The sequence below is a fragment of the Polynucleobacter sp. MG-27-Goln-C1 genome, assembly GCF_018881905.1.
In the GTDB taxonomy this organism is placed as follows: Bacteria; Pseudomonadota; Gammaproteobacteria; order Burkholderiales; family Burkholderiaceae; genus Polynucleobacter.
On the sequence record NZ_JACVPM010000001.1, the window covers coordinates 371,992 to 393,324 of the forward strand.

Annotated in this window: 21 protein-coding genes and 1 tRNA gene; 15 read left to right on the forward strand and 7 right to left on the reverse strand. The window is 46.8% G+C overall.

The genetic code is table 11. The features are described 5' to 3' along the window. Nucleotides 1–15: 15 nt before the first annotated feature. Nucleotides 16–519, forward strand: a complete 504-nt coding sequence (locus ICN14_RS01940; RefSeq protein ID WP_216224433.1) for a hypothetical protein — start codon at nucleotides 16–18, stop codon at nucleotides 517–519. A gap of 92 nt (nucleotides 520–611) precedes the next feature. On the opposite strand, the gene ICN14_RS01945 is transcribed toward ICN14_RS01940, so the two are convergent. Together ICN14_RS01945 and ICN14_RS01950 are read right to left on the reverse strand one after the other, a co-directional pair. After that, a complete protein-coding gene (locus ICN14_RS01945) occupies nucleotides 612–767 on the reverse strand; it encodes a hypothetical protein (RefSeq protein WP_215333306.1) in 156 nt (51 codons plus the stop codon). A gap of 73 nt (nucleotides 768–840) precedes the next feature. Continuing rightward, nucleotides 841–1,335: a hypothetical protein gene (locus ICN14_RS01950; protein WP_216224434.1), complete on the reverse strand. Its 495-nt coding sequence runs from the start codon at nucleotides 1,333–1,335 to the stop codon at nucleotides 841–843. An 82-nt stretch (nucleotides 1,336–1,417) separates the two neighbouring features. On the opposite strand from ICN14_RS01950, the gene ICN14_RS01955 reads away from it, so the two are divergent. From ICN14_RS01955 to ICN14_RS01970, 4 genes are read left to right on the forward strand one after another with little or no spacing between them, the layout of a single operon-like run. Further along, nucleotides 1,418–2,647: an MFS transporter gene (locus tag ICN14_RS01955; protein WP_255535923.1), complete on the forward strand. Its 1,230-nt coding sequence runs from the start codon at nucleotides 1,418–1,420 to the stop codon at nucleotides 2,645–2,647. Nucleotides 2,648–2,676: 29 nt separating this feature from the next. Then, a complete protein-coding gene (locus tag ICN14_RS01960) occupies nucleotides 2,677–3,363 on the forward strand; it encodes a dienelactone hydrolase family protein (RefSeq protein ID WP_216224435.1) in 687 nt (228 codons plus the stop codon). Nucleotides 3,364–3,393: 30 nt separating this feature from the next. Next, entirely contained in the window at nucleotides 3,394–4,179 is a 786-nt protein-coding gene (locus tag ICN14_RS01965; protein WP_216224436.1) for a DUF4239 domain-containing protein, read from the forward strand. An 18-nt stretch (nucleotides 4,180–4,197) separates the two neighbouring features. After that, nucleotides 4,198–4,695 (forward strand): hypothetical protein, encoded by a 498-nt coding sequence (locus tag ICN14_RS01970; protein WP_216224437.1) that lies wholly within the window; start codon nucleotides 4,198–4,200, stop codon nucleotides 4,693–4,695. 54 nt (nucleotides 4,696–4,749) lie between these two features. Here ICN14_RS01970 and ICN14_RS01975 read toward each other — a convergent pair. Then, nucleotides 4,750–4,836 (reverse strand) — tRNA-Leu (locus ICN14_RS01975). Between the two features lie 143 nt (nucleotides 4,837–4,979). Here ICN14_RS01975 and rnr point away from each other — a divergent pair. The 3 genes from rnr to ICN14_RS01990 are packed head-to-tail and all read left to right on the forward strand — an operon-like array spanning nucleotide 4,980 to nucleotide 8,387. Then, nucleotides 4,980–7,382: a ribonuclease R gene (gene rnr, locus ICN14_RS01980; protein ID WP_216224439.1), complete on the forward strand. Its 2,403-nt coding sequence runs from the start codon at nucleotides 4,980–4,982 to the stop codon at nucleotides 7,380–7,382. A 29-nt stretch (nucleotides 7,383–7,411) separates the two neighbouring features. After that, entirely contained in the window at nucleotides 7,412–8,167 is a 756-nt protein-coding gene (gene rlmB / locus ICN14_RS01985) for a 23S rRNA (guanosine(2251)-2'-O)-methyltransferase RlmB (protein ID WP_216224440.1), read from the forward strand. Nucleotides 8,168–8,201: 34 nt separating this feature from the next. Continuing rightward, a complete protein-coding gene (locus ICN14_RS01990; RefSeq protein WP_216224441.1) occupies nucleotides 8,202–8,387 on the forward strand; it encodes a DUF2892 domain-containing protein in 186 nt (61 codons plus the stop codon). Between the two features lie 11 nt (nucleotides 8,388–8,398). Here ICN14_RS01990 and trxC read toward each other — a convergent pair whose 3' ends face one another. Both trxC and tal read right to left on the reverse strand, forming a co-directional pair. Next, nucleotides 8,399–8,821, reverse strand: a complete 423-nt coding sequence (gene trxC, locus ICN14_RS01995; protein ID WP_216224442.1) for a thioredoxin TrxC — start codon at nucleotides 8,819–8,821, stop codon at nucleotides 8,399–8,401. A 29-nt stretch (nucleotides 8,822–8,850) separates the two neighbouring features. After that, complete coding sequence (tal, locus tag ICN14_RS02000; RefSeq protein WP_216224443.1) at nucleotides 8,851–9,819, reverse strand: transaldolase; 969 nt, start codon at nucleotides 9,817–9,819, stop codon at nucleotides 8,851–8,853. A gap of 109 nt (nucleotides 9,820–9,928) precedes the next feature. On the opposite strand from tal, the gene rpiA reads away from it, so the two are divergent. Beyond that, nucleotides 9,929–10,639, forward strand: coding sequence for a ribose-5-phosphate isomerase RpiA (gene rpiA, locus ICN14_RS02005; RefSeq protein ID WP_216224444.1), 711 nt, complete (start codon nucleotides 9,929–9,931; stop codon nucleotides 10,637–10,639). A gap of 222 nt (nucleotides 10,640–10,861) precedes the next feature. On the opposite strand, the gene ICN14_RS02010 is transcribed toward rpiA, so the two are convergent. After that, nucleotides 10,862–11,134, reverse strand: a complete 273-nt coding sequence (locus ICN14_RS02010; RefSeq protein WP_216224445.1) for an oxidative damage protection protein — start codon at nucleotides 11,132–11,134, stop codon at nucleotides 10,862–10,864. Nucleotides 11,135–11,197: 63 nt separating this feature from the next. Continuing rightward, nucleotides 11,198–12,562 (reverse strand): amino-acid N-acetyltransferase, encoded by a 1,365-nt coding sequence (gene argA, locus ICN14_RS02015; protein ID WP_216224446.1) that lies wholly within the window; start codon nucleotides 12,560–12,562, stop codon nucleotides 11,198–11,200. Between the two features lie 65 nt (nucleotides 12,563–12,627). Here argA and hrpA point away from each other — a divergent pair, with 65 nt between their 5' ends. Genes hrpA through ICN14_RS02045 form a run of 6 tightly spaced genes read left to right on the forward strand, consistent with a single transcriptional unit; the run spans nucleotide 12,628 to nucleotide 21,282 of the window. Next, a complete protein-coding gene (hrpA, locus tag ICN14_RS02020; RefSeq protein WP_216224980.1) occupies nucleotides 12,628–16,662 on the forward strand; it encodes an ATP-dependent RNA helicase HrpA in 4,035 nt (1,344 codons plus the stop codon). Nucleotides 16,663–16,722: 60 nt separating this feature from the next. Then, nucleotides 16,723–17,751 carry a cytochrome D1 domain-containing protein gene (locus ICN14_RS02025; protein ID WP_216224448.1) on the forward strand — a complete coding sequence of 343 codons (1,029 nt, stop codon included), beginning with the start codon at nucleotides 16,723–16,725 and terminating at the stop codon, nucleotides 17,749–17,751. A gap of 8 nt (nucleotides 17,752–17,759) precedes the next feature. After that, entirely contained in the window at nucleotides 17,760–18,530 is a 771-nt protein-coding gene (locus ICN14_RS02030) for a polysaccharide deacetylase family protein (protein WP_216224450.1), read from the forward strand. Nucleotides 18,531–18,545: 15 nt separating this feature from the next. Continuing rightward, a complete protein-coding gene (locus ICN14_RS02035; protein WP_216224452.1) occupies nucleotides 18,546–19,523 on the forward strand; it encodes a sterol desaturase family protein in 978 nt (325 codons plus the stop codon). A gap of 42 nt (nucleotides 19,524–19,565) precedes the next feature. Then, entirely contained in the window at nucleotides 19,566–20,426 is an 861-nt protein-coding gene (locus ICN14_RS02040; RefSeq protein WP_255535924.1) for an EI24 domain-containing protein, read from the forward strand. After that, a complete protein-coding gene (locus ICN14_RS02045) occupies nucleotides 20,419–21,282 on the forward strand; it encodes a molybdopterin-binding protein (protein WP_216224454.1) in 864 nt (287 codons plus the stop codon). The genes ICN14_RS02040 and ICN14_RS02045 overlap by 8 nt, the downstream gene beginning before the upstream one ends. Nucleotides 21,283–21,333 lie beyond the last annotated feature (51 nt).

The window sequence follows — 21,333 nt, forward strand, 5'->3', positions numbered from 1 at the left end:
GCTCTCAGCCATCCCATGTTTAGCTTTTTAAACCCCTTTGCCAGACTGACAACTGCTCGTGGGCAGGCGTTGGGTTTTCAACTCAATGACGGGGGTAGGGAGGCGGCAGGTTTTAAGGGTGGGGCTGGTGACTGCGTGGTTCGTGCTATCGCGATTGCAACTGAGTTGCCCTACATGCAGGTCTATGAAGATCTACGTGCCGCCAATGCAGTCTATGCGGAGCAAAGAAAGGATAAGTTGGCCAGAAGGCTCAATGCTAAGGGTGCCTCACCTCGAAATGGCAATCACCGCAACGTCTTTCATGACTACATTCTGGGTCACGGTTTTGATTGGGTTCCCACCATGAAGGTTGGGGCAGGCTGCCAGGTACATATGCTGGCCAATGAGCTGCCCTCAGGCAGGCTAATAGTGAAGGTTTCCAAGCACTTAAGTGCGGTAATTAATGGAGTGATTGAAGATACACATAACCCTTCTCGGGGCGGCTCACGCTGTGTCTATGGGTATTACATCAAACGCTAGAGCCTATAAAAGAAAAAGCCTCCAAATGACCGGAGGCTTATTTCATAAAACTGACCAAAAATGGCCTAAAACAGGGGTAAATCAGCTATAAATTACCAATTTCCGCTAGTTTTACGTGATTTCTGTTCCATTACTTTAGCTTCGCTAAATGCAGCTGCCAACAAAGCAAAGAAGTCTTTAATTGCAAATAAAGGCTTAAAGCTAAAAGCGGGTGCCTGGTGAAACTGTACTGAGTTTGAATGTGCCATGGTGAGCTCCTTAAGGGTTAACCCTAATGATACACCCAATCATCCCAAATTGCAGCAATTCGATTGGATTTGCCTAGTAGACGCTGGTATTACGATATTTCTGGTCCCAAGCGTTTTTATAAGCCGTGGTCATGCCGATCATGATGGAAGTGGTCCATGCCAATGAAAAGAGGCCGCTAAAAGAGATGAAAAATGCAAAGGTTTTCCAGCCATCAACCAATGTGTCAGACTCAAAACCTACGGTTGTGTAGCAGCTGCCTGCAAAGAGAACTGCAGCAAGAGGAGTTTTCATGATTTCAAGGCCAATAATGAAGACCGCCCAAAGGAGAATCTCTAATAAGTGAATCAAGGCAAGAAATACAAAGGTTGCATAAAAATGAAAGAAAACCCGGTTGTATTGAGTTAGCTTGATATTGCTCCGGGTCAAACGCTCGAAGCGCATGTACAGGTGGTTGATGGCGCTGCCATGAAACATCAGAATGACAATCAAACAGGCAATTCCCCAGGCGGTATCCCGCGCCAGTAGTACAAAAGGGAAATCGGCGAATGAAGTGAGTATGTTATTCATGGAGTCTGTATTGGGTGGGTTCAGGCATTGATTTCTTTGTGGGTTGATAATGTCATATCTCTAATATCAAGTAAAGAAGCCATTGACCGAGCAGCGCATGCCAGGAGGAAAGCAGAAAGAGCGCTTTTTCTTATTCTCTTTGGCGGGTATTCAATTTACCCACATTCTGGATTTCATGATCATGATGCCTTTGGGCCCCGAATTTATTCGAGAGCTCAATATCAATACGCATCAGTTTGGTCTATTACTCTCTTCCTATACTTTTGCTGCTGCCATTGCCGGTGTCTTCGCTACGTATTTCGTAGACCGCTTTGAGAGAAGGGTGCTTCTTCTCAGTCTTTATGCCTGCTTCATTATTGCCACATTAGTTTGTGGTTTGGCCCCTGATTACCATTCATTATTTATTGCTCGCGCATTTGCGGGTGCGTTTGGTGGCATCTTGGGTTCACTGGTTCAAACCATCATTGCAGATTCAATTCCGTTCGAACGCAGAGGCAAGGCTTTGGGTACGGTGATGTCGGCATTCTCTGTATCGACAGTAGCCGGAGTTCCCTTAAGTTTATTTTTAGCCAATAACATTCCATCCTTAGGATGGCGTGCGCCATTTATCTTTATCGCGCTGGTCTCGAGCCTCATCTTGTATTTAGGCTATCGCAATATTCCTAAGATCTCTGGCCACCTAGGTCACACCCATGAGGGCAGTCGCCTCAGTCAAATCTGGAATATCTTTATTGCCCATCAGCATCTGCGCGCATTTATTTTTATGGCGCTGATTATGTTGACCGGATTTTCCGTGATCCCTTATATCGCGCTCTATCTCACCTCCAATGTGGGGATTGATAACTCCTATATTTCCTTAATCTATCTTTGCGGCGGTATTGCGACACTCATGAGTTCTCGCATCATTGGTCATATGGCCGATCGTTATGGAAAGGTCAAAGTATTTAGAGTGCTTGCTGTGATTAGTCTTATTCCTTTGCTGGTGACGACTAATCTCATGCCGGTGCCGCTGTGGGTGGTGTTGATTAATTCCACTGCATTTTTTATCTTAGTTTCCGGCCGTATGATTCCGGCGATGGCGATTGTGAGTCAAGTGGTAGAGGCCAAAGTTCGGGGAACCTTTATGAGTCTCGTGGGTTCGGTGCAGATGCTGGCCTCGGGGCTTGCTTCAGTTGCTGCTGGTGTTGTCGTCACCATTGGCGCCGATGGGAAGATGGATCACTACAACTTAGTTGGTTATGGTGCAGCTCTGTGTGGCTTGCTTACCTTCTGGTTGGTGGGCTATATTCATACCGATAAACAAGCGCAATAAACCCATTTATTTCTAATAGAGAGATTCACATGATTACATTTCAAAGACCGGACGGCGCTTCAGTAGAGGCTTATTTAGTTGAGCCTGCCAATCCAAAAAATGCTCCTGGCGTGGTGGTGATTCAGGAGTGGTGGGGACTTGATGATGAGATTAAAAATGTCGCTAACCGTTTAGCAAATGCGGGGTACCGCGCTTTGGTTCCAGATCTCTATCGTGGCAAATTGGCTCTCGAGGCAAATGAAGCGGAGCACCTCATGAGCGATCTCAATTTTGGCGATGCTGCCAGTCAAGATATCCGCGGTGCTGTTCAGCACCTTAAATCAACTGGTAGTAATAAAGTGGCTGTCACAGGATTCTGTATGGGCGGTGCGCTTACGGTCCTATCGGCTGGGCTTGTTCCTGAATCTGATGGAACGGTGGTTTGGTACGGATATCCTCCATTAGAGTATGTTGATGCATCAGCTATAACAAAGCCGATGCTCGCGCACTGGGCCCTTCATGATGACTTCTTCGCTATCGCTGGCGTTGATCAACTTGAGGAAAAGCTCAAAGCTGCTGGGGCCAAATATGATTTTCAGCGCTATGACGCTAAGCATGCCTTTGCTAATCCCAAGTCGGATTCGAGAGGTTTGCCACCCCTACAGTACAACCCGGCTGCTTCTGATTTAGCTTGGGAGCGCACTATGACTTTTTTAAAAAATACTCTAGGTAATTAATAGTTAATTAATAGGTAATTAAAGGCGTATATGTTTTTTAATTGGATTTATAAACGGAGCAATGTCCAGATATTGATTATTTTGGTCTTGTTCTTTGTGGTTTTGTTGGATGTAATGCCGCGTATTTTGCAAGCTATCCCGATGTTTGCTCCTACCCAAGACAGCACTCGATTGGGCTTGAGTCTTTTTGGATCGATCATTACTTTAAGCGGCCTCTTAATTGGTTTCTTATTAAATCAAGCTCAAACCAATTTTCGTGAAGTGCAATCCTTAGTCTCTAGAGAGGCTGGTCAAATTAATAATTTGGATCGCCTATTGGTTCGCTATGGAGATCCTGCAATCGCTCCTGTTCGTAAGGAGCTATTTGAGTATATGAATTCGATTGTGTTTGATGAGTGGGATTTGATGAAGGATGGCCTGGGCAGTTCAAAGACCCATATGCTGTGGCGAGGGATTTCTCGCCAGCTTTTATCCTTGGAGCCTCATACCAATAGACAGACGGCGATGTACACCGACATCCTCAAAAAAGCGGAGGAGGTCGCTGAAAGCAGGGAGTCACGAATTGAACGCTCATCAGTGCGCCTGCCGAATTTATTTTGGGTAGTCATCATCATCTGTATGGTGGCCTTGCTCGGCATTAATACCTTGTTCTTGCCATCTGACTCATTTTTTATGGGCTTGAAAATTTTGCCAGTGACCTTGGGTGCGTTAATTTCGCTTTTGGTAATTACAGATCAACCCTTTAAGGGGCAGAGTTGCGTAAAGGCTGACCCATTTCTTAAAATTATTGCGTCCATTAAAACGCGCACCGAATAATCTTCACTTCATTTTTTTATGCATCTTTTCTCAGAAAACCTCGCTGTTGAACTTTCTTCTTACTACCGCAACCTAGCTTTAGGGCATGGTGTGATTCCCAAGGTCTTCACCTTGGTGAATGGGGCAGGAGATCAATACCTCTTTTTTGTTGATGATCTGCGCATGAGCAAAGATGAGGAAGATCAATTCTTGGCTTATATCGTTCAAGAGCATGAGGCGGTTTGCTATGCGCGAGGCACTCTAGTAGTTCTTGAGAAATCCCAACAGTTGATTGAATTCGCAGTAATCGATCAGGATGACGCTGAAGCCATTGTGTGCTCAGCCCAATTAACGCGAGATATTGATGACAAGCCAGTTGGACTAAGTGAGTTTGAAAAGACTTTGGCGCCCAAAAAGACTATCTTCTTTAGCGGTCTCTTTGAGCCCATCAAGTTATCGGATGACAGGGCAGAGGAGTTTGAAAGTCTTTGGGAAGAAATGAAGCCCAAAATCTTGCATCGAACGATGGGAATCTGATCGCCTATTGAAAAAGGGCTATTTAGTCCCCATATAGGTCTTTGTAGGTGTATTTGGTGCCCAGGAAGGGACTCGAACCCCCACAACCTTACGATCGCCAGCACCTGAAGCTGGTGCGTCTACCAATTTCGCCACCTGGGCATGCCGTTATTATAAAGGTATGCGCCTTGTGGCCCACTTTCCAACCCCTTTTGGCTTTTCCCCTTCAGACTTGGTGGTTTGATACAGTAGCCTAAGCAAGAATAATCATTGATATATAAGGCATGTATTGCCGAAGGAATTAAATGCGTAAAGCAAAAAACTTGGTGCCACGAGAGGCTGACCGCTTAGGTACAGTCCAGGGTCACCGAGATGGATTTGGATTTGTGATCCCAGATGACGGCGGTGAAGATATTTTTCTTTCTGAAAGAGAAATGTCCCGCGTCATGCACGGCGATAGAGTCAATGTCAGAGTTTTAGGAACAGATCGCCGCGGTCGCCCAGAAGGTCAGATCGTCGATGTGGTTTTGCATGCCAATAAAGTCGTTATTGGCCGCCTCTTAAATGAGAATGGCGTTTTGATTGTTGCGCCGGAAGATAAACGTATCGGTCACGATATTTTGATTCCGCCAAAAGGTCAGGGCAATGCTAAATTAGGTCAAGTGGTGAGTGTCGAGATCATCGACTATCCAGATAGTTATAGACAAGCTGTTGGTCGTGTTGTTGAAGTATTGGGTGAGATTGATGATCCCGGCATGGAGATTGAAATCGCCGTCCGCAAATATGGCGTTCCACATGAGTTTTCAGCGGCAGTAAAAAAAGAAGCGGATGCATTGCCCGATACCGTCCAGCAATCTGACCTTGAGGGTCGAGTGGATTTGCGTGACGTTCCTTTGGTCACTATTGATGGCGCTGACGCTCGTGACTTTGATGATGCGGTGTATTGCGAGCCAGTCATGTACGGCAAGAGTAAAGCTTGGCGCCTGATTGTGGCAATTGCTGATGTATCCCATTACGTCAAGCCGGGCCAACCTTTGGATGATGAAGGCCTCCTACGCGCAACCTCAGTGTATTTCCCGAGACGGGTCATACCTATGCTGCCAGAGAAGATCTCTAATGGTCTTTGCTCTTTAAACCCTGGGGTTGATCGTCTGTGTATGGTGTGCGACTCTGTTGTGGATAACAACGGAGTAGTGCTGGCCTATCAGTTCTATCCAGCGGTAATGCATTCTGCTCAACGCTTTACATATGATACGGTGTGGGAGATTCTTTCCAATAGCAAGGGTCCTGAGGCAACGCGTTTTGCCGAGTTCAGACCTTTACTCACTAATCTCTATTCCCTATACAAAATTCTATTAGATGCACGTCAAAAACGTGGCGCTATCGAATTTGAAACTACTGAAACCCAAATCATCAGCAATGAACTGGGCAAGATCCTGCGTATTGAGCCGCGTTTGCGCAATGATGCACATCGCTTGATCGAAGAGTGTATGTTGACGGCTAACGTTTGCGCTGCCGACTTTATTGATAAGAATAAGCATCTCAGTTTGTATCGCGTTCACGCTGAACCTTCTGAAGAAAAATTAGTGACTTTGCGTCAAGTCCTTCGCACCTCTGGCTTGTCCTTAGGTGGTGGCGAGAAGCCTAAGCCAAAAGACTATGCCAAGCTCATGCGTGAAATCAAAGAACGTCCTGATGCCAATATGCTTCAGTCCGTTGTTTTGCGCTCTATGCAGCAGGCAATGTACCAACCGGATAACGAAGGCCACTTTGGCCTTGCCTATCCTGCGTACTCGCATTTCACGAGTCCGATTCGACGCTATCCCGATCTATTGACTCATCGTGTCATTAAGGCAATTCTTGCGAAGAAGCCTTACACACCTGTTTTGCCACCTATGGTTCCGCTGAATCTGACTCTGCCGCGTAAGGGCAAAGGTCGTGAAAATGCAGTCAATGCCAAGAAGTCTCATAGCGATGCAAAAGAGGCTGCAGCCAATGGCACGCGTTTACCTAAATTACCGAAAGGCGCCAATGCCGCATTGCCTATTTGGGGTCAATTAGGAGTTCACTGCTCATCCAATGAGCGTCGTGCCGATGAAGCATCTCGCGATGTTGAAGCTTGGCTCAAGTGTTACTACATGCGTGACCATTTAGGTCAGGAATATGCCGGCACAGTGACTGGTGTTGCATCTTTTGGCCTATTTATTCAACTAGAAAACCTCTTTGTTGAGGGTATGGTTCACGTCACCGAATTGGGTGGCGATTACTTCCAGTATGACGAAGCTCGCCAAGAGCTCCGCGGGGAGAGAACAGGCATTCGTTATCGCTTAGGCGATCGCGTACATGTCTTAGTAAGCCGTGTTGATCTGGATGCTCGCAAGATTGAATTTAGTCTCGTCAAGTCCGTTGGTCTGGAGCCGGGTGGAACCACAAATCGTCGTCAAATTGTTTTGGCTAGCGATACTGGCAGGCCAAATAAGAAAGCATCACCCAAAAAAGGTCGGCCAGGTAGTAAAGAGCCGCAGAAGCATTCCGGTGTTAATGTGAATGCTGCTAAGTCTGCCGGTAATCTTGGCGCCAATCAGTCGAAGAATCAAGCTGGACGAACAGCAAGTAAAGTTGCTAAGTCTGGCAAGCCTTCAAGGCCCACTGGTAAACCAGCTGGTACTAAGCCACCAGTCCGCAGCACTAAAGCGCGTCGTAAATAATTAGCAATACAGAATCGAGATAAGTAAAGATGAAGCAAATATTGGTTGGTTTTCATGCAGTACAAGCGCGCTTACGAGTGGATGCGGCAAGTCTTAAGTCAGTTTATTTTGACCCGAGTCGTCGCGATCGTCGTATGGGTGATTTTCTCAAGCAGGCTGAAGAGGTCTTGGGCGAAAGATTACACGCCGCTGACTCTGAGCGTCTTCATAAGCTAGCAGGGCATGATCGCCATCAAGGTGTGGTTGCTCTAGCTGAGAAGATGACGATTGCACGCACCATTACCGAAGTGGTAGAGGATGCAGAAAGCAATCAAAGCAAAGTGATGTTCTTGGTATTAGATGGCGTAACCGATCCCCATAACTTTGGTGCATGCTTGCGTGTGGCTGATGGTGCTGGTGTTGATGCGGTAGTTATTCCTAAGGATCGCTCAGCCTCTATCAATGCTACTGTGAGCAAGGTATCTAGCGGTGCTTCTGAGGTTATGCCGGTGATTACGGTTACCAACTTGGTTCGCAGCATGAAAGAGATGCAAGAAGCCGGTGTTTGGCTGATTGGTACCGACGACGAAGCTGAAAAATCCATTTACGATCTAGATCTCACTGGTCCTATTGGTATTGTCATGGGCGCAGAGGGTGAGGGCATGCGCCGCTTAACCCGCGAAACTTGTGACGAGTTGGTACGCATTCCAATGAAGGGTGTTGTCGAGAGTTTGAATGTTTCTGTGGCAAGTGGCGTATGCTTGTACGAGGCACTAAGACAGCGTTTAGCTAAAGAGCCTAAATAAGCAGTAAATCCATTCATTTACTCAAGAGGCTGCTATGAAATGCAATATCGGACATACTGACCGCGTTCTACGAATGACCGTTGGCGTTACCCTTATGGGCCTTGCAGGTTTTGGAATAACTGGCCCTTGGGCTTGGATCGGCGTCATCCCATTGCTAACTGGCATGATCGGCAATTGCCCGGCCTATAGTATTTTAGGTATCAATACTGCTAAGAAATAAGTGGTAATGCCTTAGGCAAGTAGTTGCTGCACAAATTGCTCTAATTGAGCTGGCGGTAGAGCTCCGCTAACGCGGTGAACCTCTTTGCCGTTCTTAAATCCCGCTAGTGTTGGTATTGAGCGGATATTCCATTGGGAGCCGAGTAGTTGCTCTGCCTCGGTATTTACCTTTATAAATAGCACTTGATTGGCATGAGCTATAGCGCTTGCCTCAAAGGTTGGGCCAAACATCTTGCATGGTCCGCACCATGGTGCCCAGAAATCCACTATCACCGGCATGACTGATTGGGTAAGCAGCTCGCTAAAGTTTGCTGTTGTTGCATTAATGGGTAGCGATAGTAGCTCTTGCTTGCAAGCTCCGCAGATAGGAATCTGATTCAGCCTCTCAGCAGGAACTCGATTGCCTTTGTTGCAATGCGGACAATGAATAATCATCTTGACTCCTTGGTGAGCACTCTAAAGACTTAACTACTTAATAAAGCCTCGAGCTTTTCAGTATCGATACAGAAATTACGTATTCCTTCGGCCAATTTTTCAGTGGCCATTGCATCATTATTCAACTGCAATCTAAAGTTCGATTCATCCAGATTGAGAGGGGAGATATTTTCACTAGCCAGTGCACTTGCTGCATTACTTGCATTGAGCTTTATTTCAACCGCTGCTGTGCTCTTCTGAAGATCGCCCAGCAACTCTGGACTGATGGTGAGCAAGTCACATCCGGCCAGCTCTAGAATTTGGCTGGTATTACGGAAGCTAGCACCCATGATTTCAGTAGCAATCCCAAAGTGCTTGTAATAGTGGAAAATGCGCTTGACGGATGTAACGCCAGGGTCATTTGCACCGCCGTTATCAACATCATTCCAATTGCTGCCGAGTTTGGCTTTATACCAATCAGTAATGCGCCCCACAAATGGTGAAATCAATTTCGCATTGACTGCGCCACAGGCTGCAGCTTGCACCAAGGAGAAAAGCAGCGTCATATTGCAATGAATGCCCTCGGCCTCTAAAACTTTTGCTGCCTGGATACCTTCCCATGTTCCTGCCAGTTTGATCAAGACGCGTTTGCGATTAATGCCATGAGACTCATATAGAGCTATGAGGTGTTTTGCTTTGGTAATAGTTGCCTGAGTATCAAAAGAAAGGCGTGCATCAACCTCAGTCGAAACTCTCCCTGGAACGGTCTTCAAAATCTCCAAACCAAACGCTACCAGGATGTAGTCAACTAAATCGATTGGTTTCATTCCCGGATGGGCTGATTTAACTTGGTTTACCAATGCCTGATAGTTGGCTTGCTGGGCAGCTTTGAGGATCAGGGAGGGGTTGGTTGTGGCATCCTGCGGCTGATATTCCCGCATGCGTTCAAAGTCGCCGGTATCGGCCACCACGGTAGTCAGTTGTTTGAGTTGGCTCAGTGCGGTAGCAGGGGAAGTCATCAGGATCTTGAATGCTCTTATTTAATTAGTCAGTACAACAGATTGAATATCATATGATAGATGCATAAATAAGGCTGTTCCAGTTCAGATAAGGGTGTCGGGCAAGATCATGAATCAAGATCAACTAAAGCAATTAGTAGGTGAAGCGGCGCGGGATGAGGTATTAAAACTGCCTGCTGGCCAGATTCTGGGTGTTGGAACGGGTTCTACCGCCAACTGCTTTATTGACGCCCTAGCACCCCATAAGGCGCATTTCTTAGGAACAGTCTCCAGCTCTAACGCTACGACTGAGCGCCTGCTAAAACATGGTTTTAAGGTCTTGGATCCCAATGAGGTGGATCAGTTGCCCGCCTATGTTGACGGCGCCGATGAAATTGATCCCGCTGGGCACATGATTAAGGGCGGCGGCGGTGCCTTGACCCGTGAGAAGATTATTGCCTCGATGGCAAAGCAATTCATCTGCATTTGTGATTCTTCTAAGCAAGTGACGGTATTGGGTAACTTTGCCTTGCCTGTGGAAATCATTCCCTTGTCCAAAGGAATTGTGACTCAAGAGCTGGCCAAGTTAGGCGGTACGGTAACGCTCAGAATGGCCAAAGAGGCGCGTACAGATTTAGGGCAGACGCCAAGTCAGCCTTTTTTGACGGATAACGGCGGCTGGATTTTGGATGTTGCTGGCCTAAAGATTGCCAACCCAATCGCACTTGAAGCGCAAATTAATCAAATCGCTGGCGTGATCACTGTTGGCCTATTTGCTAAAGAGAAAGCCAATATTTTGCTAGTGAGCAACGCGTCCGGCGTGAGCAGAATCACTTTCTAAATTAAAAAACCCGACGGGGCAGCAAGCTGATCCATCGGGTTTGTTTGCCATGATTCTTCATGGCGCGGGCAAAGAGAAGAGATTTAGTTCCCAATGCCCATAAGCACATAGATATGCTTACGAGTAGTGGCTTTCGCCAATGTAGTCAATCACGAGATCTGACTGACTACGTTTCAATCCTATGCTTCTGGATTTAACTCGTCAAGCGATACTCAAAAATAATTATTCAGCTGGCGGTACATAGCCCTGGGCCATGTCTGCACCGCCTTCAAAGAAGTATTTTTCAACTTGCTTAAGTAGGTACTGACGAGCACGAGGGTCGGCCATATTTAGGCGATTCTCATTAATGAGCATAGTTTGTTGCTTTAACCAGTCGGCCCAAGCCTGCTTGGAAACTTGATTCCAAATTTTCTTGCCTAGCTCGCCAGGAAGCGGGGCAAAGTCCATGCCTTCGGCTTCTTTATTGAGTTTGATGCATTGAACCATGCGTGCCATTTGCAATACCTTTCAAATACGGTGTACTAAATATAAATAATGAAAAAAGTAAATATAAAAAGCTTATAAATCTTTTGTAAGGACCATGGATTTACGATCCCAGTTATAGATCTGCTTTCTTTCTTCAGGAAGATCATCAACAGAGGCGCGCTTAAAGCCACGCTTTAAAAACCAATGCTCTGTTCTGGTGGTTAAAACGAAAAGCTTTTTAATACCTTCGCGTTTTGCCCGCATCTCGACGCGCTTGAGTAGACGTTCTCCATCACCTGAGCCTTGAACATCAGGATCCACTGCGAGACAAGCAAGCTCACCCACGCCATTAGGGAATGGGAAGAGGGCGGCGCAGCCGAAGAGAACGCGATCATGCTCAATAACAGAGAAACGCTGAATATCACGCTCAATGACGTCTTGACCGCGAGCGGCCAAAATACCCTCTTCTTCAAGCGGGCTAGTCAACTGCAGAATGCCGCCAACGTCATCTTGATTGGCTTCACGCAAATTCTCAATATCGGATGAGGCCAACATCATGCCGATACCATCATGGGTAAAGAGCTCTTCTAAAAGCGCGCCATCTTGATTGCACGGCAAGAAGTGGACGCGGCTCACACCAGCACGAATAGCTCTACCAGAGATATTGAGTAAACTCTTCATGCCTTGATCGAGCTCTGGATGATGGGTTACATACTCTTGAAGTTGCGGCATGGAAAGTTCAGTAATGAAATCACCATCATCATCTTTTAAGCCGGCGTAAGGACTTAAGAAAATAAGCTTATCCGCCTTAAGTGCAGCAGCCGTAGATGCAGCAACATCTTCAAAAGCCAAGTTAAACGCCTGACCTGTTGGAGAGAATCCTAAAGGTGAGAGCAGCACAATCTTATTGCTATCTAGTGAAAGCTTGATGGAGGTCGAGTCCACCTTGCGTACTAAGCCAGTATGGATGTAATCGATACCCTCAACTACGCCCACAGGCATAGCAGTAATGAAGTTGCCTGAGATAACTGACATGCGAGAACCTGCCATTGGCGTATTTGGAAGTCCGCGACTAAATGCCGCCTCAATATCCAAACGCAATTCACCAGCAGCTTCTTTCACACACTCCAAAGCCGCAGCGTCGGTGATGCGATAGCTATGCATGGCGCTCTTGCCGAACTGGCTCTTAATATTGCGGAGCGTAAGCTGCTCTTCAATTTGAGGGCGGATACCATGAACTAAAACAATCCGCATGCCCATGGCATGCAACATGGCAATATCTTCAATGAGATTCTCAAGGCCGATTTCTTGGGCTAGCTCACCAGCGAAGGCGATTACAAAGGTCTTCTCGCGGAAGCTATGAATATAGGGCGCAACATCACGCAGCCATCCTACAAAAGGAAAGTTGGAGCTTGATTCTTCGGCGTTTGAGCCGGGGTTTGGTGCATTTGTTGGCATAGTGAGAAAATTATAGGGTGCAAGAGCCTATAAACCAACAAAAACCCAAAGCAAGCCCCGTGTCTGTGCCTGCTTCCAACACCTCACGAAGGCTGGAAATTCGCTTTCCGGAGGAGTTGCCGGTATCAGGCCAGCGTCAAATCATTAAAGATGCCTTGAGCTCCCATCAGGTGGTGATCGTCTGTGGTGAGACTGGGTCAGGTAAAACAACCCAATTGCCGAAGATCTGCTTGGATCTCGGTAGGGGCACCATCAACGGCGGCCGCCTCATTGGGCATACACAGCCTCGCCGTATTGCCGCGACAGCCACAGCGAAGCGTATAGCCCAGGAGCTGGGCACTCCCATCGGCCAGGACGTGGGTTATCAGGTGCGCTTTGCCGATAAGACTAGTCAGGGCGCCTCTATCAAGTTGATGACTGATGGCATCCTGCTAGCCGAGACCCAGAGAGATCCTCAGCTTCGCGCCTATGACACCCTCATCATCGATGAGGCTCATGAGCGTAGCCTCAATATTGATTTTCTACTAGGCTATCTACGTCAGCTCTTGCCTAAGCGTCCCGATCTCAAACTCATCATCACCTCGGCGACTATCGACGCAAAGCGTTTCTCAGATCATTTCACTTTGAATGGCAAATCCGCACCCGTTATCGAGGTGAGCGGTCGACTATTCCCGGTAGAGCAACGTTATGAGCCGCTAGAGCCCGACGCTAAGCCAGACGGGAAAAAAGAGTCCAAAGAGGCCAAAGAAATTCCAGATGCGGTTGCAGAGGCCATCTCCAATGTCTGGCGTGAAGGTGCTTCAGGCGCTGGCGATGTCTTGGTATTCTTGCCTGGAGAGCGAGAGATTCGGGATTGTGCCGAAGCTCTACGCAAAGATCACGTCCTTCAGCAACGCTTTCATCCGGAGATACTGAGTCTCTTCGCCCGACAATCGGTCGCGGAACAAGAGCGTGTATTTAATCCTGGCAATGGTCGACGCATCATTTTGACGACCAACGTTGCCGAGACCTCATTAACAGTTCCCAATATTCGTTATGTAGTCGATAGCGGTTTGGCGCGCGTCAAACGCTATTCCTACCGCAATAAAGTAGAGCAACTCCAGATCGAGCCGATTTCGCAAGCTGCAGCCAATCAAAGGGCAGGTCGTTGCGGTCGTGTATCGGATGGTATTTGCATTCGTCTGTATAGCGAACAGGACTATATCAATCGTCCTAAATTTACCGATCCAGAAATTCTGCGTAGTTCCTTGGCGGCAGTATTACTTCGCATGAGTTCTTTACGTTTACCCCGCATTCAAGAATTCCCATTTATTGATAAGCCTCTTGGTCGGGCGATTGCCGATGGTGTGCAGCTGCTAGATGAGCTGGGGGCTATTGTTTACGACGAAAATTCTGCAGACGACAACAAAGATATCAACAATAGCTTCAAGTTAACCCCTACGGGCAAGCAGCTAGCAGAACTTCCTCTCGATCCCCGAATTGGCCGCATGCTTTTGGCTGCTAAAGAGCAGAATGCATTACGTGAGGTCACCATCATCGCTTCTGCTTTAGCAACACAAGATCCTCGTGATCGACCGATGGATCAAGCTGCCGCAGCGGATCAAGCGCATTTACAGTTTGCAGATGAACGCTCTGAATTTTTAAGCTTTGTGAAGCTGTGGGATTGGTATCAGGATGCGTTGAAACATAAACATAGCAATCGTCAATTAGAAAACTTATGCCGCAGTAAATTTTTATCTCCAAGACGTATGCGAGAGTGGCGTGATGTACATGGTCAACTCCATACGATGTTAGGTGAAAAGGGCTGGAAAGAAAATCCCTCAGCTGCTACATATGAGCAAGTACACCTTTCTTTGTTAACGGGCTTATTAGGTTACGTTGCTAAAAAAGAAGAGGATGAAAAATCCCAAGAGCGCGGTAGCAAGACGGGTAGTTATATTGGCGCGCGTGGTATTCGCCCCTTTATTTGGCCGGGCTCAACTATTGGTAAAAAGGCTGGTGCTTGGATCTTGGCGGGCGAGCTGCAAGAAACCAATCGGATGTATGCCCGAACGATTGCCAAGATTGAACCCCAGTGGGTTGAGAAGGTAGCAGCTCACCGCCTGATTAAATCTCTGAGTGATCCTTTTTGGGATAGTCGCCAAGGTGAAGTCATGGCATTTGAGCGTGGCACTTTGTATGGTTTGCCGATATATCACGGCCGTAGAGTGCGCTATGAGTCTCATAACCCAGAAGAAGCTCGAGAGTTATTTATTAGTCAGGCTCTAGTTCAAGAAGAAATGTTTGGGCGCATGGATACCCCAGCATTAATGAGGGAGACCGAAGCTGACGCTAGAAAAAAATACCCAGGTAGTTTTGAATTCTTCTGGCATAACCGCCGACTAATCAAAGAGATTGAGGCACTAGAGCATCGCTCCAGGCGCCCCGATGTCCTGGTAGATGATGATCTCCTATTCGCTTTCTATAGCTCACGCATTCCGAAATATGTCCTCAGTAGAGAGGGTATGAAGGCTTGGCTCAAGAAGGCGGCCAAGAGCGAGGGCACTAATGAAGAGAGTGCTGACAGTCTCTTACGGTTAGCTAAAGCAGATTTAATGCGCCATGAGGCCGCCGGTATTACGGTAGATCGCTATCCTAAAAAAATGATCGTTGGTGGTAGCGAGCTGAGTTTGACTTATCACTTTGAGCCTGGCAGCCCTAAAGATGGGGTCACCCTGGTTGTTCCGTTGACGCTGTTGAATCAGGTAGATGGTCGCCGCTGTGAATGGCTGGTGCCGGGCATGTGCGAAGAAAAGATCCACCTCCTACTCAAATCACTCCCTCAGAAATTACGTCGTCACTGTGTACCGCTACCGGAGTATGCAAAATCGTTCTTAGAGCGCATGCTGGCAGAAAAGCAGTTTGGAGTGGGGGACTTTTTAGATAGTCTGATTACGGATATTCGTAAAGAGCGTGGTTTAGAAATTAAGCGAACGGATTTCAGGCCTGAATCTTTGCCACTGCATTCATCTATGAATTTCCGTTTAGTGGATGAGCATGGTCGCCAGTTAGAGCTCGAGCGCAATTTATCCCGATTACGTGCTGAGTATGGGGAAACTGCTCGAACTGCATTTCAGGCAATAGCTCAACAAGCGGTGCAAGAGGAGCTGGGCGGTGAAGTTCCAGCGACCACTCCAAGTGCCTCCTTCAAAACAACTCAGAGCGCTAACAACGCTGCAGTAAAAAATGTTGAGCAGGGCGGTTATCGCAGCTGGGACTTTGGTGAGCTACCTGAAACCCTAGAGATTCAAAAAGGTAACCGTACCCTATTTGGTTATCCTGCATTAGTTGATCGTACTGAATCATGTGATCTTGAGGTCTTCGATGATTTGCTTGAGGCCAGAAAATATCACTGGCAAGGATTACGAAGATTATTTGCCTTATCGAATAAAGACACGCTCAAGGCGTTACAAAAACAACTTCCTGGTATTCGGGAACTTGGTTTGCTGTTCATTAATGTTGGCTCAGTAGATGGGTTGATTGAGCAAATTCTCAATCTTGCTCTAGAGCGAGCCTTTATGAATGATCCACTGCCAGTAAATGCCGAGCAATTTGCAGAGCGCCTACAAGCAGGGAAGCCTCGCTTGGCGCTAATTGCTCAGGAGATTTCAAAGCATGCTCTAGCGGCTTTACAGGCCCATGCAGATCTTCAAAAGAAGCTGGCTCAGGCCAAAGCTGCCTCAGCTGCTGCATATACAGATATTCAAACGCAAGTTCAGGGTCTGATATTTCCCAAGTTTGTGTCAGACACTCCTTATGGACAGTTAGTGCATTTCCCACGCTATCTCAAGGCGATTGCGATGCGGATCGATAAATTACGTGTCAATCCTAGTCGAGATGCCCAGTGTCAAAAAGACTGGGAATCTGTGGCTCGTCCATGGCAAAAACTGGTTCAAGGGAGCCGTGGATCTGCGAACTATGCTATGTCTGAAGACCAAGCTTTGACGGATTTTCGCTGGCAGCTGGAGGAGCTAAGGGTGGCCCTTTACGCCCAGGAATTAAAGACCCCAACCCCAATGTCTTTAAAGCGTCTTGAAAAGGTCCTTGCTAGCTTGCGTTAGATCAACTAGGTCTTTGGTTGGGGATCCCGTCTAGGGCGTCAATTGCTTACAATGTAAGTTATGCATACTTATCTCAGTAAAGCCAAATTTGGCACTATTTCAGCCTTGACTGTATTTGCCCTGATCGGGTTTCAGAATGGCGTCTTTGCACAAATTCCAAGTGCAACTGACTCTAAAGGCGAGCCTAAGTTGGCAGTCGTGTTGAACTCTGGAGAAGCAACGGTCAGTTTGATCGATATGCCGAGTCGCAAAGTGATTAAGACTGTGCCCGTTGGTAAAGAGCCCCATCACTTGATGATGACTCCAGATCAAAAGACGCTACTCATTGCAAATGCTGCAGGCAACGATGTTGTGTTAATGAATCCCACTACTGGTGAGTTGACAGGCAAGATTCCTGACATCATTGACCCGTACCAAATTGGCTATTCGCCAAATCATAAGTGGTTTGTAGCAAACGGTAATCGTTTGGATAGGGTGGATGTCTATCATGCTCAAGGCGCAGATCTGAAGTTGGCCAAGTCTGTGAAGTTAGGTAAGACACCAAGTCACGTTGCGTTTACTGCAGATAGCAAGATTGCATTTATTACCCTACAAGATTCCAATGAGCTGGCAGCAATTGATTTGGATAGTCAGACTGTGCTTTGGAAAATGACCACGGGTAAGGTGCCTGCTGGCGTTTGGATGACGCCGGGCGATCAATACCTCCTAGTGGGCATCACTGGTGAAGATAATGTGCAAGTGATTGATTGGAAAAATCGCAAAGAAGTCAAAAGGATCTTTACCGGGAAGGGTGCCCATAACTTCCGTCCCTTGGGCGATAAAAAACATGTGTTCGTCAGCAACCGTATTGCATCTACCATTAGCCTTATTAATATGCAGACCTTGGAAAAGGTAGGTGATATCACTGGTCTGCCTGCAGGCCCGGACGATATGGAGATTACCCCTGATGGAAAAACTATGTGGGTCACATTCCGTTTCTCCAAAAAGGCGGGAGTAATTGATATCCCATCAATGAAGCTAGTTACTGTAATTCCAGTTGGCAAATCTCCGCATGGTGTTTTCTTTACCCCACGTGCTGGTTGGGAATAATTTAGGTAATGCTTCTAAAAGCCCCATTTACAAGACTTGTAGTATTTCTAGCTTTAGCGCTTTTTGCATCCCTTGGGCTTGCGCAAGAGTCACATTGTAAAAAAACGATTTACCTCACCTTTGATACTGGCAATATGTCTGTTGCTCAGACAGTTGCGGATGTATTGAATCGTCAAAATATTAAGGCCACTTTTTTTCTGGCAAATGAAAAAACCAGTCGCGGTGATTTTTCTCTAGATGATTCCTGGAAATATTTTTGGCAAGATCGCGTTCGGGAAGGTCATCATTTTGGTGGCCATACCTTTGACCATCTGTACTTTGTCAAAGATGGTCCCAGTGGAGAGATCTTTGCAAAGCCGCAGTTTGGACCCAAGGCCGGAGTGACGAGTCTATATAACGAAGCGGGCTATTGCCGAGAAATCAGGCGGGTAGATGAACGATTTAAAGAGTTAACTGGTAGCAATATTCAGAAGATCTGGCGCGCACCTGGCGGTAAAGCTTCCCCTCGTTCAATTAGGATGGGTAGCCAATGCGGTTACCACCACATCGGCTGGAGCCCAGCTGGTTTTCTGGGTGATGAGCTGAGTTCACAGACCCACCCAAATCAGATGCTTTTAGATAAAGCGAGCATTCAGCTACAAGATGGCGATATCACCATGGCCCATTTAGGCATTTGGTCACGCAAAGACCCTTGGGCGCCAGCCGTCTTAGAGCAACTCATTGTGAATTTGAAGGCTCGCGGCTTCTGTTTTGCAACCCTGCCAAAACAGGATAAATAAGTCACAATTGGATATATGGATTCCAATCCCTTAATAGCCGCCATCTCATCAGCCTACGCTAGCATGCAAGAGTTCTTGTTCGCTAATGTAGCGGGACTGATTCTGTATCAATTCGATCTCATGTCGATGGCCGAGGATGTCTTTGATGGTATCGATTGGTTTTTATTTGGTTGCATTCAGATCTTGCTAATTGCTGTCATCTTGCGTACGTGGGAAAGATTTTCTCCGGCAGAGATGCAGGAGCGTTTTGCTACAAGCTCTAAGGCAGATATTTTTTATACCTTGTTTCATCGACTGGGTATTTTTCACGGGTTGATCTTTCTCGCCTTATCGGGATTTTTCTTTCAGATCGACTCCGTTTTGCATGACTTCCGATTTGGCAGGCTCAATGTAGAGTCATGGTGGCCTCCGGTAACATCCATCCCCTTGGTTAGCTTTTGCATCTATTTTGTTTTGTTAGACCTAGTGGAGTATTTATATCACCGCGCTTCACATACTTTTAATTGGTGGTGGCAATTACATGCCTTGCATCATAGTCAAACTGTGATGACGGCATGGTCCGACGATCGAAACCATATTCTCGATAGCATCCTGCATGCAGTCGTGTTCGCTTTCTTTGCATTACTTTTCGGAGTATCTCCGAGTCAATTTATTTTGCTGGTGGTATTGAGTCAGTTTATTCAGAGTTGGCAGCACGCCAATCTAAAAATTCATCTTGGGGCCTTCAAATATTTATTGGTATCGCCGATGTATCACCGGATGCATCATGCGGTAGGTTATGGCCATGAAGCTAAAGGCAAGCCTGGTGTTCTGGGAGGCTGCAATTTTGGTGTCTTGTTTCCCTGGTGGGACATGATCTTCAATACTGCGATCTTCCCTAATGAAGTTCATCCTACTGGAGTCAGAGATTTGACTATTTCACCTAATGTATTGCAACAGCAGTGGCAAGGGCTGATGCATTCAGTGCGTGAAATTTTCCCCAAGACGAAGTAATAAACAGCAGTTCACACGCAGCAATGGAAATCTATGGATAGCATGCAGCAGGTTTTTAAGTCTTTTGGCTTGGCTTTAGTTGGCACGATGCATCCCAAAATGCTCTGGCTAAGTCTGCGCCCATTTTTGATCGTTTCTGTCTTATGGGGTTGCTTGATTTGGCTAACCTGGACTCCAGCATTGGAGATGCTCAGCATCTTTTTAACAACATCCATGTTTACTAGCTGGATTCAGGATGGTTTGATTTGGGCTGGGTTTGAAAATGCACGTGCATGGATTGCGCCACTATTTTTTGTCATGCTACTCATCCCATTAATCTCGATCAGCTTATTGGTTTTTATCGCCTTCACTACCGTGCCAACGATTGTCAGAGTAGTCACTAGGCAACACGCTTATAAAGATCTTGAGCGAAAAAAGGGCGGCGGCTTATTTGGCAGCTTTCTTTACACGATCTGGTCTGCCTTGATCTGCTTGGCATTGGTGATGTTGACTTTGCCGGTATGGTGGATTCCACCATTGGTGGCGGTCTTGCCGCCATTACTCTGGGGCTGGTTAACCATGCGCTTGATGTCTTATGACGTACTGGCTCAGCATGCTACTTGTCAAGAGCGCGATAAGCTCTTACATCAACACCGTTGGCCACTATTAGCCATGGGAATTGTTTCAGGAATGCTCGGTGCTGTACCCACGTTTTTCTGGGCAACCTCAGCATTAGCTTTGGTGTTGTTTCCCATTGTGAGTTTTGTTGCTCTTTGGATTTACTCTTTAATCTTTGTATTTGCTGCGCTGTGGTTCACGCACTATTTACTTGAGGCATTAAAAGAGATGCGTAGAAACGAGTTTGATCAATCCTTAAATATAGAAGCACGTGTAATTGATATGGAGCTACCGTACCATGGTTGAGGTGTCAAAACAGGTCAGCATTGATGCGCCTGAGGTCAAGGCTCGTCGCTTTGGTTTGATTGTGATTGGTGATGAGATTCTGTCAGGCCGTCGCCAAGATAAACACTTAAGCAAATTAATCGAACTTTTGAATGAACGTGGCTTGAGTCTATCTTGGGCTAAGTATGTTGCAGATGATCCCGAGCAAATCACCGCAACCCTGAAAGACAGTTTTGCAAGTGGTGATGTTGTTTTCAGCACTGGTGGAATTGGCGCTACTCCTGACGACCATACGCGGCAGTGCGCTGCTTTGGCGCTGGGTACGAAAACCGAACTGCATCCAACTGCGCAAGAATTGATCGCAGGGCGCATCCAATCTATGGCAGAAGGGGATCCTCTAAAAGCGGATCTCAACACTCCTGAAAATCAACACCGCTTCAAGATGGGTGAGTTCCCAATTGGGAGTGACATCATCCCGAATCCCTACAACCAGATTCCTGGCTTTTGTATTCGTGAGCACTACTTTGTCCCTGGCTTTCCGGTGATGGCTGCCCCCATGATGGCTTGGTGTCTTGATACCCATTATCAAAAGCTGTTTCATCGTGAAAACTGGGCAGAGCAGAGCTTTATTGTTCCCAAGGGTATTGAGTCAGTCTTAACGCCTTTGATGGAGCGTATTGAAGCCACATTCTCCGGCGTGAAGGTTTTTAGTCTTCCATCCGTTGGAGACGCCTCTAGGGGTGGCGTTTATGCCGAACGTCATATTGAGTTGGGCATTAAGGGCAATTCAAACTTGCTTGATAGCGCTTGGATTGCTTTGCGTACAGGTACCCAGGCGCTGGGTTACGTAATTCATGATATTTCTAAACCAGACTAAGCACTACTTTGGTGCAAATATAGTATTTTTTAGCATTTTGAGGGGTATTTC

Excerpts from the sequence above, each read along its gene's own strand:
- ICN14_RS02040 (WP_255535924.1), top strand. The coding sequence starts at position 19,566 with ATGCAGCAGGTTTTTAAGTCTTTTGGCTTGGCTTTAGTTGGCACGATG.
- ICN14_RS01960 (WP_216224435.1), top strand. The coding sequence starts at position 2,677 with ATGATTACATTTCAAAGACCGGACGGCGCTTCAGTAGAGGCTTATTTA.
- ICN14_RS01945 (WP_215333306.1), bottom strand. The coding sequence starts at position 767 with ATGGCACATTCAAACTCAGTACAGTTTCACCAGGCACCCGCTTTTAGC.
- ICN14_RS01940 (WP_216224433.1), top strand. The coding sequence starts at position 16 with ATGTTTAGCTTTTTAAACCCCTTTGCCAGACTGACAACTGCTCGTGGG.
- ICN14_RS02045 (WP_216224454.1), top strand. The coding sequence starts at position 20,419 with ATGGTTGAGGTGTCAAAACAGGTCAGCATTGATGCGCCTGAGGTCAAG.
- ICN14_RS01950 (WP_216224434.1), bottom strand. The coding sequence starts at position 1,335 with ATGAATAACATACTCACTTCATTCGCCGATTTCCCTTTTGTACTACTG.
- rnr (WP_216224439.1), top strand. The coding sequence starts at position 4,980 with ATGCGTAAAGCAAAAAACTTGGTGCCACGAGAGGCTGACCGCTTAGGT.
- argA (WP_216224446.1), bottom strand. The coding sequence starts at position 12,562 with ATGCCAACAAATGCACCAAACCCCGGCTCAAACGCCGAAGAATCAAGC.
- ICN14_RS02035 (WP_216224452.1), top strand. The coding sequence starts at position 18,546 with ATGGATTCCAATCCCTTAATAGCCGCCATCTCATCAGCCTACGCTAGC.
- rpiA (WP_216224444.1), top strand. The coding sequence starts at position 9,929 with ATGAATCAAGATCAACTAAAGCAATTAGTAGGTGAAGCGGCGCGGGAT.
- ICN14_RS02030 (WP_216224450.1), top strand. The coding sequence starts at position 17,760 with ATGCTTCTAAAAGCCCCATTTACAAGACTTGTAGTATTTCTAGCTTTA.
- rlmB (WP_216224440.1), top strand. The coding sequence starts at position 7,412 with ATGAAGCAAATATTGGTTGGTTTTCATGCAGTACAAGCGCGCTTACGA.
- ICN14_RS01965 (WP_216224436.1), top strand. The coding sequence starts at position 3,394 with ATGTTTTTTAATTGGATTTATAAACGGAGCAATGTCCAGATATTGATT.
- trxC (WP_216224442.1), bottom strand. The coding sequence starts at position 8,821 with ATGATTATTCATTGTCCGCATTGCAACAAAGGCAATCGAGTTCCTGCT.
- ICN14_RS01990 (WP_216224441.1), top strand. The coding sequence starts at position 8,202 with ATGAAATGCAATATCGGACATACTGACCGCGTTCTACGAATGACCGTT.
- ICN14_RS02010 (WP_216224445.1), bottom strand. The coding sequence starts at position 11,134 with ATGGCACGCATGGTTCAATGCATCAAACTCAATAAAGAAGCCGAAGGC.
- ICN14_RS01970 (WP_216224437.1), top strand. The coding sequence starts at position 4,198 with ATGCATCTTTTCTCAGAAAACCTCGCTGTTGAACTTTCTTCTTACTAC.
- tal (WP_216224443.1), bottom strand. The coding sequence starts at position 9,819 with ATGACTTCCCCTGCTACCGCACTGAGCCAACTCAAACAACTGACTACC.
- ICN14_RS02025 (WP_216224448.1), top strand. The coding sequence starts at position 16,723 with ATGCATACTTATCTCAGTAAAGCCAAATTTGGCACTATTTCAGCCTTG.